Source organism: Pigmentiphaga sp., assembly GCF_033795525.1.
Classification (GTDB): Bacteria; Pseudomonadota; Gammaproteobacteria; order Burkholderiales; family Burkholderiaceae_B; genus Pigmentiphaga.
Map to the genome: position 1 here is coordinate 838,437 of NZ_JARYGM010000001.1, position 15,412 is coordinate 853,848.

General features: G+C 66.0%; 14 protein-coding genes. 6 read left to right on the forward strand and 8 right to left on the reverse strand.

Annotated features, from left to right (window positions below; all coding sequences use genetic code 11):
- Position 1: 1 nt before the first annotated feature.
- The 3 genes from QHC78_RS03995 to tyrS form a co-directional block, all read right to left on the reverse strand.
- Positions 2 to 655 (reverse strand): histidine phosphatase family protein, encoded by a 654-nt coding sequence (locus tag QHC78_RS03995; protein ID WP_319742564.1) that lies wholly within the window; start codon positions 653 to 655, stop codon positions 2 to 4.
- The gene (locus QHC78_RS04000) at positions 648 to 1,298 is read right to left on the reverse strand and encodes a YbhB/YbcL family Raf kinase inhibitor-like protein (RefSeq protein WP_319742565.1); all 651 of its coding nucleotides are present in this window, start codon (positions 1,296 to 1,298) and stop codon (positions 648 to 650) included. Before QHC78_RS04000 ends, QHC78_RS03995 begins: the two co-directional genes overlap by 8 nt.
- A gap of 96 nt (positions 1,299 to 1,394) precedes the next feature.
- Complete coding sequence (gene tyrS / locus QHC78_RS04005) at positions 1,395 to 2,675, reverse strand: tyrosine--tRNA ligase (RefSeq protein ID WP_319742566.1); 1,281 nt, start codon at positions 2,673 to 2,675, stop codon at positions 1,395 to 1,397.
- Positions 2,676 to 2,974: 299 nt separating this feature from the next.
- On the opposite strand from tyrS, the gene QHC78_RS04010 reads away from it, so the two are divergent.
- Together QHC78_RS04010 and QHC78_RS04015 are read left to right on the forward strand one after the other, a co-directional pair.
- A complete protein-coding gene (locus tag QHC78_RS04010) occupies positions 2,975 to 4,390 on the forward strand; it encodes a peptidoglycan DD-metalloendopeptidase family protein (RefSeq protein WP_413816414.1) in 1,416 nt (471 codons plus the stop codon).
- A gap of 5 nt (positions 4,391 to 4,395) precedes the next feature.
- Positions 4,396 to 5,514 carry an anhydro-N-acetylmuramic acid kinase gene (locus QHC78_RS04015; RefSeq protein WP_319742568.1) on the forward strand — a complete coding sequence of 373 codons (1,119 nt, stop codon included), beginning with the start codon at positions 4,396 to 4,398 and terminating at the stop codon, positions 5,512 to 5,514.
- A gap of 12 nt (positions 5,515 to 5,526) precedes the next feature.
- On the opposite strand, the gene QHC78_RS04020 is transcribed toward QHC78_RS04015, so the two are convergent.
- Both QHC78_RS04020 and QHC78_RS04025 read right to left on the reverse strand, forming a co-directional pair.
- A complete protein-coding gene (locus QHC78_RS04020; RefSeq protein ID WP_319742569.1) occupies positions 5,527 to 7,008 on the reverse strand; it encodes an NAD(P)/FAD-dependent oxidoreductase in 1,482 nt (493 codons plus the stop codon).
- A 51-nt stretch (positions 7,009 to 7,059) separates the two neighbouring features.
- Entirely contained in the window at positions 7,060 to 7,938 is an 879-nt protein-coding gene (locus QHC78_RS04025) for a LysR family transcriptional regulator (protein ID WP_319742570.1), read from the reverse strand.
- A gap of 330 nt (positions 7,939 to 8,268) precedes the next feature.
- Here QHC78_RS04025 and QHC78_RS04030 point away from each other — a divergent pair, with 330 nt between their 5' ends.
- Genes QHC78_RS04030 through QHC78_RS04045 form a run of 4 tightly spaced genes read left to right on the forward strand, consistent with a single transcriptional unit; the run spans position 8,269 to position 12,049 of the window.
- Positions 8,269 to 9,813 carry an amidohydrolase family protein gene (locus QHC78_RS04030; protein ID WP_319742571.1) on the forward strand — a complete coding sequence of 515 codons (1,545 nt, stop codon included), beginning with the start codon at positions 8,269 to 8,271 and terminating at the stop codon, positions 9,811 to 9,813.
- A 44-nt stretch (positions 9,814 to 9,857) separates the two neighbouring features.
- Positions 9,858 to 10,604, forward strand: coding sequence for an ABC transporter substrate-binding protein (locus QHC78_RS04035; RefSeq protein WP_319742572.1), 747 nt, complete (start codon positions 9,858 to 9,860; stop codon positions 10,602 to 10,604).
- 15 nt (positions 10,605 to 10,619) lie between these two features.
- Entirely contained in the window at positions 10,620 to 11,273 is a 654-nt protein-coding gene (locus QHC78_RS04040) for an amino acid ABC transporter permease (RefSeq protein ID WP_319742573.1), read from the forward strand.
- Positions 11,273 to 12,049 (forward strand): amino acid ABC transporter ATP-binding protein, encoded by a 777-nt coding sequence (locus QHC78_RS04045; RefSeq protein ID WP_495886035.1) that lies wholly within the window; start codon positions 11,273 to 11,275, stop codon positions 12,047 to 12,049. The genes QHC78_RS04040 and QHC78_RS04045 overlap by 1 nt, the downstream gene beginning before the upstream one ends.
- 20 nt (positions 12,050 to 12,069) lie before the next feature.
- On the opposite strand, the gene QHC78_RS04050 is transcribed toward QHC78_RS04045, so the two are convergent.
- The 3 genes from QHC78_RS04050 to erpA form a co-directional block, all read right to left on the reverse strand.
- Positions 12,070 to 12,603 carry an ureidoglycolate lyase gene (locus QHC78_RS04050; RefSeq protein WP_319742575.1) on the reverse strand — a complete coding sequence of 178 codons (534 nt, stop codon included), beginning with the start codon at positions 12,601 to 12,603 and terminating at the stop codon, positions 12,070 to 12,072.
- Between the two features lie 232 nt (positions 12,604 to 12,835).
- Positions 12,836 to 14,788: an ATP-binding cassette domain-containing protein gene (locus tag QHC78_RS04055; protein ID WP_319742576.1), complete on the reverse strand. Its 1,953-nt coding sequence runs from the start codon at positions 14,786 to 14,788 to the stop codon at positions 12,836 to 12,838.
- A 92-nt stretch (positions 14,789 to 14,880) separates the two neighbouring features.
- Entirely contained in the window at positions 14,881 to 15,249 is a 369-nt protein-coding gene (gene erpA / locus QHC78_RS04060) for an iron-sulfur cluster insertion protein ErpA (RefSeq protein WP_319742577.1), read from the reverse strand.
- Between the last annotated feature and the right edge of the window lie 163 nt (positions 15,250 to 15,412).

Consider the following 15,412-nt stretch of genomic DNA (forward strand, 5'->3'; position numbering starts at 1 on the left):
GCTAGGCCGCGTCGGCCGGTTCTTCCCAGGCGTCGTGCTGGGCCCCGTCCAGGTGAGCCACGTCGCCCCACCCATCCACCCGCCAGCCGGTTTCTTCGACCACCAGGCGGTTGATGCTGACGTTATGCAACGAGTGCTTGCGCTCGGCCCGCAACGAGAGCCCCTGCGCATGGCGATAGGCCGTATCCAGCACGCCGCTGTGCGTGAATACCAGCACCCTCTGGCCGGCGTGCGCGGCGGCAATGCGGCCCAGCGTTGCCACGACGCGCAAGTGGAACTGGCGCAGCGACTCGCCGCCGTCCAGTTCGTAGTCCGGATGCCGCTCCCGTACCGCGACGGCGGCCTCGGGAAAACGCTGAGCCAACTCGTCGAAACTGAGTCCCTCGAATACGCCGTATCGCCGCTCGCGCAGCCCCGGTTCGAGCCGCACTTCCAGTCCCAGCCGGGCGGCCGTGGGCCGGGCCGTGTCGTGCGCCCTGGCGAGGTCGCTGCTATAGACGGCATGCACCCGGTCGCGCGTGGGCACGAAGCGCGCGGCGACGCGCTCTGCCTGCTTGCGCCCGAGCGCGTTCAGCCCGATATCCAGCGTCCCTTGTACACGGCGCGCCTTGTTCCATTCGGTCTCGCCGTGACGAATCAGCCAGAGTTCAGTCATCGGCGGCGATCTGCTTGGGCGCCAGCGCGGGGTTCAGCGTATAGGTCCCCGTGAGCGCTGCCTGCGCCAGCACGTGCTTGTCGATGGCGCGGCGCACGTCGGCGCCGCTGAACCGGCCTTCGACCTCCACCTTGGGCACGTCCAGGGCATAGACCGTGAACACGTAGTGGTGGACGATGGAATCGTTCCATGGCGGGCACGGTCCGTCGTAACCGTAATAGTCGCCGCTCATGTCGTGATCGGCGGCGAACCACCCGGTGTAGTCGTTGACGCCCTGCCGCGTACCGCCCGGCGCGGTGGGGCCCGCCTTGCCGCGCGGCGTGACGCCGTTGCTGAACTCGCCTTCCTCGATTTCGGTCTTGGAGGCGGGCAGGTCCACCAGCACCCAGTGGAAAAAATCCACGCGCGGCAGGTCGGCGGGCACCTGCTTGCCCAGCTGGTTCACGTCGTCGCCTTTGCTGGGCACGTCATAGTCGTGGCAGATGACCGCGAACGATTGCGTGCCGGCCGGTACATCTTCCCACGCCAGGTGGGGGTTGACGTTGTCCGCCAGCGTCACCTGGGTCTTGGGATCGATCTTGCCGAAGGCATAGCGCGCAGGGATGGGTTGGCCATCCAGAAAGGAATTGCTCCTGAGCTTCATCGCGATACTCCTAAAAATCGTTCAGCACGGCGTGGTCTGCCGGCCCGGCGCAAGGCGCGACCGCCCCGGCGGGCCCCGAAAGGCGATTCCGGCCCCTCATCGTACCGTGACGCGCGCAAACTTTCGTTTACCAACTTGTACGACGTAGGTGCCGGCGCCGAGCTTCAACCCCTTGTCCTCGATCTTTACCGTGTCGATGCGCACGCCGCCTTGTTCGACGTTGCGCTGCGCTTCCGAGGCGGAGGCGCACAGCCCCGCCTCGCGCAGCACCTGCAGGATGCCCAGCGGCGCCCCCGCCAGCGACACCTCGGGCATCTGGTCGGGAACGGCCTTCTGCTTGAAGCGGGCTTCGAAATCGGCCAGGGCCTGGTCGGCGGCGGCCGCGGAATGAAAACGTGTAACGATTTCCTGCGCCAGCATCACCTTGATGTCGCGCGGATTGCGTCCCGCCTCGGCCTCGCGCCGCAGGCCGGCGATCTCGTCCAGCGACTTGAAGGACAGCAGCTCATAGTAGCGCCACATCAAGGTGTCGGAAATCGACATCAGCTTGCCGAACATGGACTCCGGCGTTTCCGAAATGCCGATGTAATTGTTCTTGGACTTGGACATCTTCTCGACGCCGTCGGTACCCTCCAGCAGCGGCATGGTCAAGATGCACTGCGGCTCCTGGCCGTATTCCTTCTGCAGCTCGCGCCCCACCAGCAGGTTGAACTTCTGGTCCGTGCCGCCGAGCTCCAGGTCGGCCTTCAGCGCCACCGAGTCGTAGCCCTGCATAAGGGGGTACAGGAATTCATGGACCGAGATCGGCACGCCGTTCTTGAAGCGCTTGGTGAAGTCCTCGCGTTCCAGCATGCGGGCCACGGTGTAGCGCGACGCAAGCTGGATCATGCCGCGGGCGCCGAGCGGGTCGCACCATTCGGAGTTGTAGCGGACCTCGGTTCGGGCCGGGTCCAGCACCAGGCTGGCCTGGGCGTAGTAGGTCTGCGCGTTCGCCTCGATCTGTTCCCGGGTCAGCGGGGGCCGCGTGGCGTTGCGGCCGCTGGGATCGCCGATCATGGAGGTAAAGTCGCCGATCAGGAAGATGACGGTGTGGCCCAGCTCCTGCAGCTGCCGCATCTTGTTCAGCACCACGGTGTGGCCAAGGTGGATGTCCGGCGCCGTCGGGTCCAGCCCCAGCTTGATGCGCAGCGGCACGCCGGTGGCCCGGCTGCGCGCCAGCTTGCGGGCGAATTCGGCCTCGACCAGCAGTTCGTCGCAGCCCCGCCGGACCACGGCCAGATCGCGCTCGACCTCCGGCGTAACCGGATATGTCTCTCCCGCCCCGGACCTGCCTGAGGAAGAAACTGCGGAGAAATCGGGCGATTTGGTATCGGACATGGCGTGAACAGCTCAGAAAAGTGTGTAAATTGTAATTAATCGTATTGGCAGGACACGGCGACTTTCTATATACTCAGCCAATTCCGGCCCCACCCCGTTGTTACAAATGTGTAGGCGCGGTTCGACCCGTTCGAGCCCTGCGACGCCTTTTGTTGTGCCGCGCGTGAACGTTGCCGCATCGCAACGGTCCAAGGTCGGAACCCACCGCGCTTCGGACCCGCACTCCGGAGCAATTCTAGCCCAACCGACCCCAGGGGCCAGGACGCATGAATCGTAAGTTTCCCGGCATCGCCGGGGCGATGCTCAAGGGCATTGCCCAAGCGGTGCGACAAGTTCTATCCCGCATTTCCGCCCATCCCGCCACGCTCACCCTCACCTCGTCGCCCCTCAAGCGCCGCATCGTCATCGGCACCGGTGCCGCCGGGCTGTTCGTGACCGCAGCCGCCATCGGCGTCGCGCCGCTGGCTCCTGACGCCGCACTGCTGCCCACGACCCGCATCGTCCAGTCGCTGGAGCTGCCGGATCTCACCGAGCAGGTCGCGCAACAGGAAGCCGATGCCCCCGATTTCATCCGCGAAGAACGCGTCCAGCGCGGCGATTCCGTCGCCACGCTGCTGAACCGGCTCGGCGTGGACGATGCCGAACTCGAGCGTTTCATCCGCGGCTCGTCCGAGGCTCGCAGCCTCTATCAGCTGTACCCGGGCCGCGTGGTCCAGGCGTCTACCGACGCCCTGGGCGAGATCCGCTGGCTGCGCTATATCCATACGCCGGGCACGGAAGCGGGCGGCAAGGTGGTCTCGCGCATGCTGCAGATCGAGCGCACCGAGCAAGGCCTGACCGCCAAGGACGTCGAACTCGATACCGAGCGCCAGACGCGCACCGCCCACGGCGAGATCTACAGCTCGTTGTTCGGCGCTACCGATGCCGCCAACATCCCGGACTCGGTCGCCACGCAGATCGCCGAGATCCTGTCCAGCGAAATCGACTTCCACCGCGACCTGCGCCGCGGCGACCACTTCAACGTGGTCTACGAAACCTACACCCACCAGGGCAACTACGTCCGCGCCGGCAAGGTGCTCGCACTCGAGTTCGTCAACAAGGGCACCCCCTACCAGGCCGTATGGTTCGACCAGCAGCCCGGCGTAAGCGGCGGCTACTACACGTTCGACGGCAAGAGCCTGCGCAAGGCCTTCCTGCGCTCGCCCATGGAATTCACGCGGGTCACCTCGGGATTCTCGCGGCGCTTCCATCCCATCCTCAAGACCTGGCGCGAGCACAAGGGCGTGGATTATGGCGCGCCCAAGGGCACCCCGATCCGCAGCACGGCCGATGGCACCATTGACTTCATCGGCAGGCAGAACGGCTACGGCAACGTGGTTATCGTCCGCCACCACGGCCAGTACTCCACCCTCTACGCGCACATGAGCGCGTTCGCGCCCGGACTGAAGAAAGGTGCGCGCGTGTCGCAGGGCCAGTTCATCGGCCGCGTGGGCTCCACGGGCTGGGCCACCGGGCCGCACCTGCACTATGAATTCCGCATCGCCGGCAAGCCGGTCGATCCGCTTACCGTCGCGCTGCCCCAGGCGCCGGAACTCAATGCCCGCGGATTGGCGCTGTTCAAGAAGCAGACCGAACCGCTGCGCCACCAGATGAGCCTGCTGGCACAGCTGAAGGACTTCAGCATGCCCGCCGACGATACGGTGGCCAGCCAGTAAGCGGCATGGCCGGGACTGGACGGTACATCGGCCTGATGTCCGGCACCAGCCTGGACGGGGTGGATGGCGTGGCCGCCGAATTCTCGGGCGACACGCCGCGCATACTGGCGCATGCCGACCTCCCGCTGCCAGCGGATCTGCGAGCAGAGCTGCTCGCCCTCAATACCCCGGGCCACGACGAAATCGGCCGGATGTCGCGCGCCGCGCAGGCGCTGGCCGATCTCTACGCCGAAGTGGTCGGCCGCCTGCTGTCCCATACAGGGCTTACGGCAGCCGATTTCCGCGCCATCGGTGCCCACGGCCAAACCGTCCGCCATCGCCCGGACCTGGGCTATACCGTGCAGCTCAATGCGCCGGCCCGGCTGGCCGAACGCACCGGCATCGCCGTCGTGGCCGACTTGCGCAGCCGCGACATTGCCGCGGGCGGACAAGGCGCGCCCCTGGTGCCCGCCTTCCATGCGGCGGTGTTCGGCACCGACCGACCGCAAGCCGTCGTCAACCTCGGCGGCATCGCCAACATCACCCTGCTGTCGCCTTCCGGCGTCATCGGCTACGACACCGGACCGGCCAACCTGCTGCTGGATCTCTGGTGCCATCGCCATACCGGCCGCTCCTACGACGAAGACGGCCGTTATGCGGCATCCGGACAAGTCCAGGATGCCTTGCTGTCCGAACTGATTGCCTCGGAACCCTGGCTGGCGGAACCGCCGCCCAAATCTACGGGGCGCGACCTGTTCAATGCGCCATGGCTGGACCGGCGCCTCGCGGACTGGGAAACACGTCATGGCCCGGTCGGCGCGGCGGACGTGCAGGCCACGCTGCTGGCCTTGACCGCAGAAACGGTCGCCCGCGAGATCCGTCGGCAGATGCCCGATTGCCAAGCCGCCTGGATCTGCGGCGGAGGCGCCCGCAATCCGGTGCTCATGAGTGCCCTGGGCGCCGCGCTGCCCTGCCCGGTCGCCCCTACCGACCAGGCCGGCATCCCGGCCCAGCAGATGGAAGCGCTGGCCTTCGCCTGGCTGGCTCACCGCCACGTCCAGGGCGAAGCCGGCAACCTTCCGGCTGTCACGGGAGCGGCGGGGCCGCGAATACTCGGCGCCTATTATCCAGGCCAGGTCAGGTAGCCTGAACCGGGGTCAGCGCCCAACCGCGACCGCGGCCGCCGCACATTCCGGCAACTCGCCATGATCATGCGTCTCGAAGCGCTCTGCATGCCTGCCGGCGTCGGCCAGGAACAGCGCGCGCGTAACGCCGGCGATGATGCGAGGCGCGGTGTATTTGATATTGCTGTTGGACGCCGCGCTGGGTCCCATAGACAGCGTGGCCGCCCGCGTGATGGTGAACAAGCTGTCCAGCCACGGTGCCGAGCCGGGCGTTTTTTCAGTGAATTGTCCGTACCGCCCCAGGTAAGGAAACCGATCGAGCCGCGGCTCGGCCAACTCAGGCGGCGGCTGATATCGATCGGACCATAGTGCGATATAGGGCAACAACCCCGCAAACTCCGGACGCGCCGACAGATCCACGAATGCGCCGGTAGCCGCGAAGACGAAGTCGAAACGCTCCTCACCGCGGGGCGTGCTGGCCACAACCTGCCCCTGCTCTTCGCGCACGGCCAGCCACGGGGTGGCCGGCCGCATCTCGAAGCCTGGCAGCGCAACGGCCCGGTCGAAGGTGGGTTGAGGCGGAGGCTGGCCGATGTCGTACAAGCGCTGCAAGTACATCCAGCGCTGCGCATCGGGCAACTCGGGATAGTGAGCGAGGAAACCGGCGAATTCCATCCAGCGCCGTGGATTCGATAGCGGCAGGCGGTCGCGGCGGAAACACAGCACAGCCTCTCTTGCGCCGGCCTCGAGCGCGGCAATGGCGGTATCGAAAGCGGCCGCTCCCGAGCCCAGCACACCGATCCGCTTGCCCGCGAATCGCGTGAAATCGATGGGCCATTCACTGGTGTGGGCATACAGGTCCGGCGGCAATGCAGACTCGATGAAATCGGGCACGCTATGGCCGCCCGACCCTTCCGCGCCGCTGGCGAATACCACCGTGCGAGCCCAGGCCAGGCGTTTGCCCTCCGGCGTAGCGAGCGTGAGCCGGAACAGGCTGCAAGACTGGGCATCCGGCCAAGGCTGCACGTCGACCACCTCGACGTCATTGACCATGTCCACGCCCGTCACCTGGCGGTACCACGCCAAGTAGCCCTGCCAGTCCTCGCGCGAAATCCGGAACAGGCGTTGCCAGCCGTCGGCGCCATGCAGGGCCTCGTACCAGGCGCGGAATGTCAGGCTGGCGTTGCCAAGATCGTGTCCCGTGAGGTGCTTGGGCGTGCGCAGCATCTTCATCCGGGCAAACGTGGTCCACGGCCCCTCGCGGCCGCGGGGATTACGGTCAAACACGCGGACCCGGTCGACGCGCTCGCGCCTCAGTCCATGGGCAATGGTCAAGCCGAACTGGCCTCCGCCTATGATCGCGCAATGCAGGACGTCCTGCGGAGCCACCCCGGGCGCGATCTCGGCAAGCTTGCGCTCATCCAGTTCCAGTACCCAGGGCTGGTCGGGATAGGCCAGATATTCCAGGTCACGCCGCACCCTTGATTCCAGCGCAGCCAGTCCTTGTTGCTCCATGTCATTCTCCGTGAAGATGCGGATAGGTCACCCGCGTACAGTCGTCGCGCTTCACCGGCTGTTCCCGGCCAGTGCGATAAAGCGTGCGAGCGTTTGTGAATCGTTGTCCTCGCGCCAGGACAGTGCCAGCTGCGCGGCGTTCTTCCCCTCGGCCAAGGGGCGGTAGATCACATCACGGACCTCGAGGTCGCGCAGCTCGTCGGTAACAATGCCTATGCCCATGCCCGCGGCCACCAATCCCAGTACAGTCGGCATGTGCGTCGCCTCATGGGCAACCTGGAGATGCAGCTTGGCCTTGCTGAGCATGGACAGGAAATGGGAATGGAAGCCCGGGCCGGGCCGGTGCTGGGGCGTGATCAGCGGTTCGTCGCGCAGGTCGGCCAACGAAATCTCTCTATGGCGCGCGAGGGGATGCCGGAAATGAAGCGCAGCGATAAAGGAGCGCTGCGCGATGACGCGCGATACCAGCCCGGGCTGGCCGCTCAGCGGCCGGCCCACGCCGACGTCTATGCGCCGGGCATACAAGCCTTCGATCTGCTTGTCGGTAAGCATCTCGATCATGCGGACCGACAAGTCGGGCAAAACCTCGCGAGCCCGCTGCAACATGCCGGGCAACACATCGAACACACTGGAACCGGTAAACCCTAGCAGCAACTGGCCGGCTGCGCCCTGCGCGGCACGCCGGGTGGCCGCCTTGGCTTCGGGCACGCGTTGCAGGATGTCGCTCGCCTGCCTGGCGAACTCGCGCCCCGCATCGGTAAGCAGGCTGCCGCGCGGGCCGCGGGTCAGCAAGGCCATGCCCAGCTCCGCTTCAAGCTCCTTGACTGCCTGGCTCAGCGACGGCTGGGAAATGTGCAGTGCGGCCGCCGCGCGCGTGACGTTGCCAGCCGCGGCAATGGCCTCGAAATAACGGAGGTGTCTCAGTTCCATCGACGCTCCGGGCTCAGGGCCCGTCCAGACTAAAGGGAACCTCGGCCAGGCCAGGTTCTAGACATCATCGAGGTCCAGGCGGCAGCAGACTGGCTTGCCCCTGGATGCGGCTGCCGCGGGACTCGCGCCACCTTGGTGCATCGGCACTGCCTATGAGCGCCGTACGGCATCGCGCGGACCGCTGCAAAGCCCGTGCCACCGTACGCGCCGCGACTGCTGCGCGATGCCACGTCATAGGTACGGCCTATGCCTCGTCGCCTTACCCCCCGGAATGCCTAGGCATGGCCGCGGACGCGAACCGTCCCGGCCCGGACGGGGCATGGAAGTTGCATGACTCATGGCATGCACCAGAGCGAGTCCCTTTCCCATCCGTCGCGCTACGGCGATCTACGCCTGCGGCATGTCCGCATCGGCACGCAGGCGGCGCCGCAACCGGTGGACCTCGTCATACGGGATGGGATCATCGCCGCCATCGACCCACCGGCGGCAGCTGCCCCCCGGGCCGGGGAGACCGTTATCGAAGCTGGGGCACTGGTTGCCTTTCCCGGCTTCGTCAATGCGCACGCCCACTCCAACGAGCAATTCGAACAAGGCGCCTATGAAGGCGAACCGCTGGAAGTCTGGCTGGCCATGGCCTATCCGCCGCTCGGCGGCATGAAGGTGCCCGCGCGCTGGCATTACTTGCGCGCCATGATGCTGGCAATGCAATCGCTGCGCAGCGGCGTGACCGCGCTGCACGACGATTTTCTCAACCCGGCTCTGGACGCGGCAGCACTCGAATCTACGCTGGACGCCTACGAAGACGCGGGCATACGCGCGACCGTCGCCGTCACCCTGGCGGACCGGGGCTACCTGGACGGCATTCCGGCCGCACGCGAACATCTGCCTAGGGACCTGGCCCGCCAACTCGACGCAGTGCCCGTCGCACCCCTTTCGGCCCAACAGGCTCATTTCGAAGAAGCCCTTTGCCGTCTCGCGGCGCGGCGGTCACGCCGGCTTGCGCTGTCGCTCGGGCCGCGCGGCCCGCAACGCTGCACGCCCGAGCTGCTGCGCCTCGTTGCCCGGCTGTCCGCCGAACACAAGGTGCCGGTCCACATGCATGTCCTGGAATCCCGGGTCCAGGCCCTGACCGCGCAACAGCAGCACGGCCGCAGCTTCATCGAGGTACTGGACCAGCATGGGTTGCTCGGACGGTCCCTCTCGCTCAATCACGCAATCTGGCTGACCGAGGCGGACATTGGGCTCATCGCCCGGCGGGGCGCACGCGTGGTGCACAACCCGCTGTCCAACCTGAAATTGGCCAGCGGCCTCTGCCCCGTCGGCTCGCTGCTTGAGTCGGGCGTCGAGGTCGCGCTCGGCACCGATGGCGCGGCAACGGGTGACAGCGTCGATTACCTGGACAGCTTGCGCATGGCCGCGCTGCTCCACAGGCTGCACCCGCAGGCTGCGCCACCCACGGCCGCGGACGTCGTCACCATGGCCACGACCACGGGCGCGGCGACCATGGGCCAGTCAAGCAGCATGTCCGGCCTGCAGGTGGGTTCACGCGCCGACATCACGCTGTTCGACGCGACCGACCCTGCCTTCGTCCCGCTCAACGACCCGCAGCGCCAGCTCTGCTATGCCGCCACCAGCCGCAGTGTGCACACCGTCATCGTTGACGGCCAGGTCGTCTACCACCACGGGCGCTGCGTCTTGGTGGACGAAGACACCCTGCGGCATGAAATCGCGCAAGCCGCGGACGCCTTTCGTGAGCAGCGCCTGCGCATGCGTGGCCGCCCCGATCCGCTGCTGCGCGCCTTGCAGGCAATGACCGACGAAGCCCGCGCGCCGGCACAACGCCTTTTTACGCTGAACCGCATCCAGCTTCCGTGATGCGCCCCTGCCTGACCAACCGCCGCTCAACCGAGGACATCGCCATGATTCGCACCTTCAAGTATCTTTTGGCCGCACTGGTCGCCTGCAGCAGCGCCACAGCGCAAGGCGACACGCTCGACGACATCAAGACCAAGGGCGTCGTCGTGGTTGCCAACGGCGGCGCCTACCCGCCCTTCGGCTTCGTCGAAAACGGCAAGATGGTGGGCTTCGACATAGACCTGGGCAACGAAGTCGCGAAGCGGCTCGGCGTACAGGCAAAGTGGGAGAAGATCGATTTCAGCGGTCTGCTGCCCGCGCTGAGTTCCAAGCGCGTCGACATGTTGATTACGGCCATGACCTGGACGCCGGAGCGGGCACAGCGCATCACGTTCTCGACGCCCTACTACAACTCGGGCATCGCCGGGGCCTACAAGCCCGGCAACCCGGTCAAAACTCCCGCCGACCTCGCGGGCAAGACCGTGGCCGTCCAGATCGGCTCGGCCGGCGAACGCTTCGTGCGCGAGCTCGGTACGGCCAAACAGGTCAAGACCTACAACGATTTCCTGCTGGCGTTCGCCGACGTCGAGGCTGGTCGCGCCGACGTAGTGGTCAACACCTTGCCTGTGGTGCGCTACAACGCGCTGCGGCGGACCAGCGGCCTGGAAGTCTCGCCCACCTGGGACAAGCGCGACGTCGGCATCAACACCCGGATGGAGGACCAGCGGCTGCTGCAGGCCATCAACGCCGTCCTCGCGGATCTCGAACGCGAAGGCTTCCTCAAGCAGCTCGACGATAAATGGTTCCGCTGACGGCGGCGAATCGCAATGGACTTCGCCTTTCCTATTTTCGTCGAAGCCATCCCCTCCTTGTTGGCGGGAATGGCCGTGACGGCACAGATCGCATTCATGTCGGCCCTGCTGGGGTTCGTTCTCGGCACGGCCGGCGGCCTTGCCCGCGTATCGAGCCGGCGGGTGGTCGCGGCGCCGGCTTGGCTCTACGTGACGCTGATGCGGGCCACCCCGGTGCTGGTGACGCTGCTGTTCCTCTACTACGGGCTTCCGTCCGCCGGCATCCTGATGGACGCCACGACCGTGGCGGTGATCGCGCTGGGCGTCACCAACGGTGCCTACACCAGCGAGATCCTGAGGGGGGGCATAGAATCCATCGACCCGGGACAGATGCGGGCGGCGCGGGCGCTGGGTATGTCGTATCCGCTCGCCATGCGGCGCATCGTGCTGCCGCAGGCGGCGCGTCGCATCCTCCCTCCCATCACCAACGAGCTGATCAGCCTGATGAAGAACACGTCGCTCGTCTCGACAGTGGCGATCTCGGATCTGCTGCGGGCAGGCATGGACTTCATGAGCTGGAAGGCGAATACGTTCAGCCCTTTTGTCGGCGTCGCGCTGGGCTATCTGCTGCTTACGCTGCCGCTGATCGGAATCAATGCCTGGCTTGAAAAACGCTATCGGGTGACATGATGCCGGACCGTCCCATTCTCCGTATCACCAATCTGCACAAGAGCTACGGCGACAACGAGGTCTTGCGCGGCATAGACCTGAGCGTCGCGGCCGGCGAAGTCGTGGTCATCATCGGACCATCCGGATCCGGCAAAAGCAGCCTGCTTTCGTGCATCAACTTCCTCGAACCCTTCGACGCGGGCGAGATCGTGTTCGACGGCAAGCCGGTCGGCTACGGACCGGCAGGCGGTGCGGTCCGGGTACGCCTGGCCGATGCCGAAGCCAACATGCTACGACGCGACCTGGGTATGGTCTTCCAGCAATTCAATCTCTTTCCTCACCTGACGGTGCTGCAGAACATCATGGAAGCGCCCATCCACGTACGGGGCATGGCGCCGGCCCAGGCACGCACGCTGGCCATGCAGTTGCTCGAGAAGGTCGGACTGAGCGCCAAGGCCGATGCCTTTCCCCGATCGCTGTCGGGCGGACAGCAGCAGCGCATCGCCATTGCCCGTGCCCTGGCCATGACGCCCAAACTCATGTTGTTCGACGAAGTCACCTCGGCGCTCGACCCTGAACTCAAGGGTGAAGTGCTGCGCGTCATGCGCAACCTGGCCGACGACGGCATGACGATGCTGGTGGTCACCCACGAGCTCGGCTTCGCTCGCGAGGTGGCCGATCGAGTCGTATTCATGGAGGCCGGCAAGGTCATCGAGACCGGGCCGCCGGACGACATGTTCAATCGCGCGCGCAACGAGCGCACGCAGCGCTTCCTGAGCGCCAGCGCGAACTATTAATCGGCGAGTCGGCGGCCTGCCTACGGCGCAGGCGCGAAGGCAAACTCGTAGCCAAAGACATGGTCCAGTCTCACGGTGTGATGGTCCACCACATTGGTGTCCGCCAGCTCGAGATTGAAGAAGGCCAGGGTATCTCCCGTGTCGAAGAATGGTCCCGCGTGCCAAGTCCCGCGCGCCAGCATGATGGCCTGGTCGCCCTCGACGCGGAAAGCGCGGATACGGGCCGCATCGGGCAACGCCTGGGCATCGTCCGGAGAATCCGGAGGTGCCACCGCGATGAACCACGGCTTGCCGCCCACGGAGGCCAGGCATTGCGTCACCGACAGGTGCCGGGTGATGTGGCGGAACCGCGGTGGGCGGCGATGCAGATTCATGATGTAGAAGCGCGGCGTGCCGCGGTCCAGGACAAGCCGCGCATCGTGCGGGCCGAACGGTACGCCGTCCTCTGTCGCCTCGATCAACGTACCGTAGGGGCGGAAACGCTCGGCAGTGATCCGCTCCAGAGGCAGCTCGATACGACTCGCCGGGATCTCGGCTTCGGGGGATGTATGCATGTCCGGCCTCCAGGTCTGAATACACGGGCAACGCAACTCGCGTGCCACGCACGCCCCTATGCCTGCGAAGGCTTCTTCGACCGGCAAAACATCGGGCGATGCGTGCAGCCACCATCATCGCATCCGATCGCCGGCCCCAGCTTTTGCCAATGCCGGACCTCGATGCCTGCGTGCCCTGCCCTGCGCTGGTGCACCCGCGGCGCGGACTTTGCACAGCTATCGGGCCGCCGATTCAGCTTCGCTTGCTTTCCAGCAATTCCCAGCGTTCCAGCTTGGTCATGAGCTCTTCCTCGATGGCCGTCATGCGCTGCTGGATCGCGGCCGCTTCTTGCGGGTTCTCGCGATAGATCGAGCCGTCGGCCAGGCGTTCGGCCAGGGCATGCTGTTCGGCCTCCAGCGCCGAAATGGCCTCGGGCAGGGCATCGAGCTCCTTGGCCTCCCAGGAACTGAGCCGCGAACGTGCCGCCGGCTTGGCGGCAGGCGTCGCCGAAGCAGACGTCGAGGCGGCGTCCTTCATGTCCTTGGCTGGCTCGCGCACGGGCTTGCCGGCGGCCGGTGCCGCGGATGCCGGCGCGCTGCGCGCACGCTGGGCAGCCCAATCCTCGTACCCGCCTACGTAATTGCGCCAGCGCGCCTCGCCTTCGTAGGCGATGGTCTGGGTCACGACGTTGTCCAGGAACATCCGGTCGTGGCTGACGAGGAACACGGTGCCCGGATAATCCTGCAGCAACTCTTCGAGCAGCTCCAGCGTCTCGATGTCCAGGTCGTTGGTGGGTTCGTCGAGCACCAGCACGTTGGCGGGCCTGGCGAACAAGCGCGCCAGCAGCAGGCGGGCCCGCTCGCCGCCCGACAGGCTCTTGACAGGCGACCGGGCCCGCTCCGGCGGAAACAGGAAGTCGCCCAGGTAGCTCATCACGTGCTTGCGCTGGCCGTTGATTTCTATCCATTCGCTGCCCGGGCTGATCACGTCCGCCAGCGCCATCTCGTCATCGAGCTGGCTGCGCATCTGGTCGAAGTAGGCCACGGCCAGGTTGGCACCCTGGCGCACCGTTCCCGAATCGGGCGGCAACTCGCCCAGGATCAATTTGAGCAAGGTCGTCTTGCCCGCACCGTTGGGCCCGATGAGGCCGATGCGGTCGCCACGCAGGACCGTGGTCGAGAACGACCGGATCACCGGCTTGTCGCCGAAGGACTTGGAGACGTCCACGAGTTCGGCCACCAGCTTGCCGGAGCGCTGGCCCTCGGCCACGTCGATGGACACCTTGCCCATGCGCTCGCGCCGCTCGGCGCGCTGGACGCGCAACTGCTCGAGCCGCTTCACCCGGCCCACGCTGCGCGTGCGCCGCGCTTCCACGCCCTTGCGGATCCACGCTTCCTCCTGGGCCAGCAGCTTATCGAAGCGCGCTTGCTCCAGCCGCTCGGCCTCCAGCATCTCCGCCTTCCTGGCCTGGTAGGCCGAGAACGAACCCGGGAAACTCGCCAGCACGCCGCGATCGAGCTCGACGATGCGCGTGGCGACCGCATCGAGGAATCGCCTGTCGTGGGTAATGAAGACCACGCTGCCGGGAAAAGCCTTGAGCAGGTCCTCCAGCCATCCGATGGCTTCGAAGTCGAGGTGGTTGGTGGGTTCGTCCAGCAGCAGCAGGTCGGGATCGCCCAGCAGCGCCCGCGCCAGCGCGACTCGCTTGCGCGTTCCGCCCGACAACCCGGACACCGGCGCATCGGCAGGAAGGTTCAGCCGGGCCAAGGTTGCCTCCACCCGCGCCTGTACCGTCCAGCCGTCGTGGGCTTCGAGCTCCGCTTGCAACACCTGCAGGCGCGCCAGGAGCTCATCGCGCGCGGCACCGGCCGGCGCCGCCGCCAGTTCGTGCGTCAGGCGCTGATAGGCCCGCAGCAGGTCCCGCCCTTGGGCCAAGCCTTCGCTGACCGCGTCGAACACGGTCCCGGTCTCGTCGAAGGCCGGCTCCTGCTCGACAGTGGCGACCTTCAGGCCGTCCTGGCGGGAAATCAGTCCGTCATCAGGCTGCGCGCGGCCGTCCAGCAGCTTGAGCAAGGACGACTTGCCGGTGCCATTGCGGCCGATCAGTCCTACACGCTCGCCGGCCTCGACCGAAAAACTGGCTTGATGCAAAAGCGGAACGTGGCCGTAGGCCAGCTCGATGTCGGTGAGTGCGATAAGAGCCATATGGACAGCGCTGCGAGCACGCAGCCAAAAAAGCGCCCTGGCTTACGCCAGGGCGCCTTGTTCAAGAAAATCGAGGACGCCTGCGCGGCGTCTTAGACGGAGAACGAGGATCCGCAGCCGCAGGTAGACGTGGCGTTGGGGTTCTTGATGACGAACTGCGCGCCTTCCAGGCCTTCCTTGTAGTCGATTTCCGCGCCCACCAGGTACTGGTAGCTCATGGCATCGATCAGCAATTGCACGCCATTCTTGTCCAGTTGCGTGTCGTCCTCGTTGACGTCTTCGTCGAACGTAAAGCCGTACTGGAAGCCGGAACAGCCCCCGCCCTGCACGAAAACGCGCAGCTTGAGTGCCGGGTTGCCTTCCTCATCGATCAGTTCCTTGACCTTGGCTGCCGCGGCGTCGGTAAAGACGAGTGCGGAGGGAGGCGCTTCGAGATTGGCTTGTTCAACTGCTGCGTTCATAACTGCTCCTTGCATACGCGCCGGCTGACGGCCGGCAGCCGCGCATGCGCTCAAATCATAGATGAATAGGTAATTCAACCGCTATTGGCGCCTGATTTCAACCCCGGCGCCGGAAGGGGCACTGGCGATATGTCGCCGGCCGCCTTCGTCTTGTCCTTCTTTA

Bases quoted from the DNA above. Each gene is read 5' to 3' on its own strand.
- QHC78_RS03995 (WP_319742564.1), bottom strand. From the start codon at position 655: ATGACTGAACTCTGGCTGATTCGTCACGGCGAGACCGAATGGAACAAG.
- QHC78_RS04000 (WP_319742565.1), bottom strand. From the start codon at position 1,298: ATGAAGCTCAGGAGCAATTCCTTTCTGGATGGCCAACCCATCCCTGCG.
- tyrS (WP_319742566.1), bottom strand. From the start codon at position 2,675: ATGTCCGATACCAAATCGCCCGATTTCTCCGCAGTTTCTTCCTCAGGC.
- QHC78_RS04010 (WP_413816414.1), top strand. From the start codon at position 2,975: ATGCTCAAGGGCATTGCCCAAGCGGTGCGACAAGTTCTATCCCGCATT.
- QHC78_RS04015 (WP_319742568.1), top strand. From the start codon at position 4,396: ATGGCCGGGACTGGACGGTACATCGGCCTGATGTCCGGCACCAGCCTG.
- QHC78_RS04020 (WP_319742569.1), bottom strand. From the start codon at position 7,008: ATGGAGCAACAAGGACTGGCTGCGCTGGAATCAAGGGTGCGGCGTGAC.
- QHC78_RS04025 (WP_319742570.1), bottom strand. From the start codon at position 7,938: ATGGAACTGAGACACCTCCGTTATTTCGAGGCCATTGCCGCGGCTGGC.
- QHC78_RS04030 (WP_319742571.1), top strand. From the start codon at position 8,269: ATGACTCATGGCATGCACCAGAGCGAGTCCCTTTCCCATCCGTCGCGC.
- QHC78_RS04035 (WP_319742572.1), top strand. From the start codon at position 9,858: ATGATTCGCACCTTCAAGTATCTTTTGGCCGCACTGGTCGCCTGCAGC.
- QHC78_RS04040 (WP_319742573.1), top strand. From the start codon at position 10,620: ATGGACTTCGCCTTTCCTATTTTCGTCGAAGCCATCCCCTCCTTGTTG.
- QHC78_RS04045 (WP_495886035.1), top strand. From the start codon at position 11,273: ATGCCGGACCGTCCCATTCTCCGTATCACCAATCTGCACAAGAGCTAC.
- QHC78_RS04050 (WP_319742575.1), bottom strand. From the start codon at position 12,603: ATGCATACATCCCCCGAAGCCGAGATCCCGGCGAGTCGTATCGAGCTG.
- QHC78_RS04055 (WP_319742576.1), bottom strand. From the start codon at position 14,788: ATGGCTCTTATCGCACTCACCGACATCGAGCTGGCCTACGGCCACGTT.
- erpA (WP_319742577.1), bottom strand. From the start codon at position 15,249: ATGAACGCAGCAGTTGAACAAGCCAATCTCGAAGCGCCTCCCTCCGCA.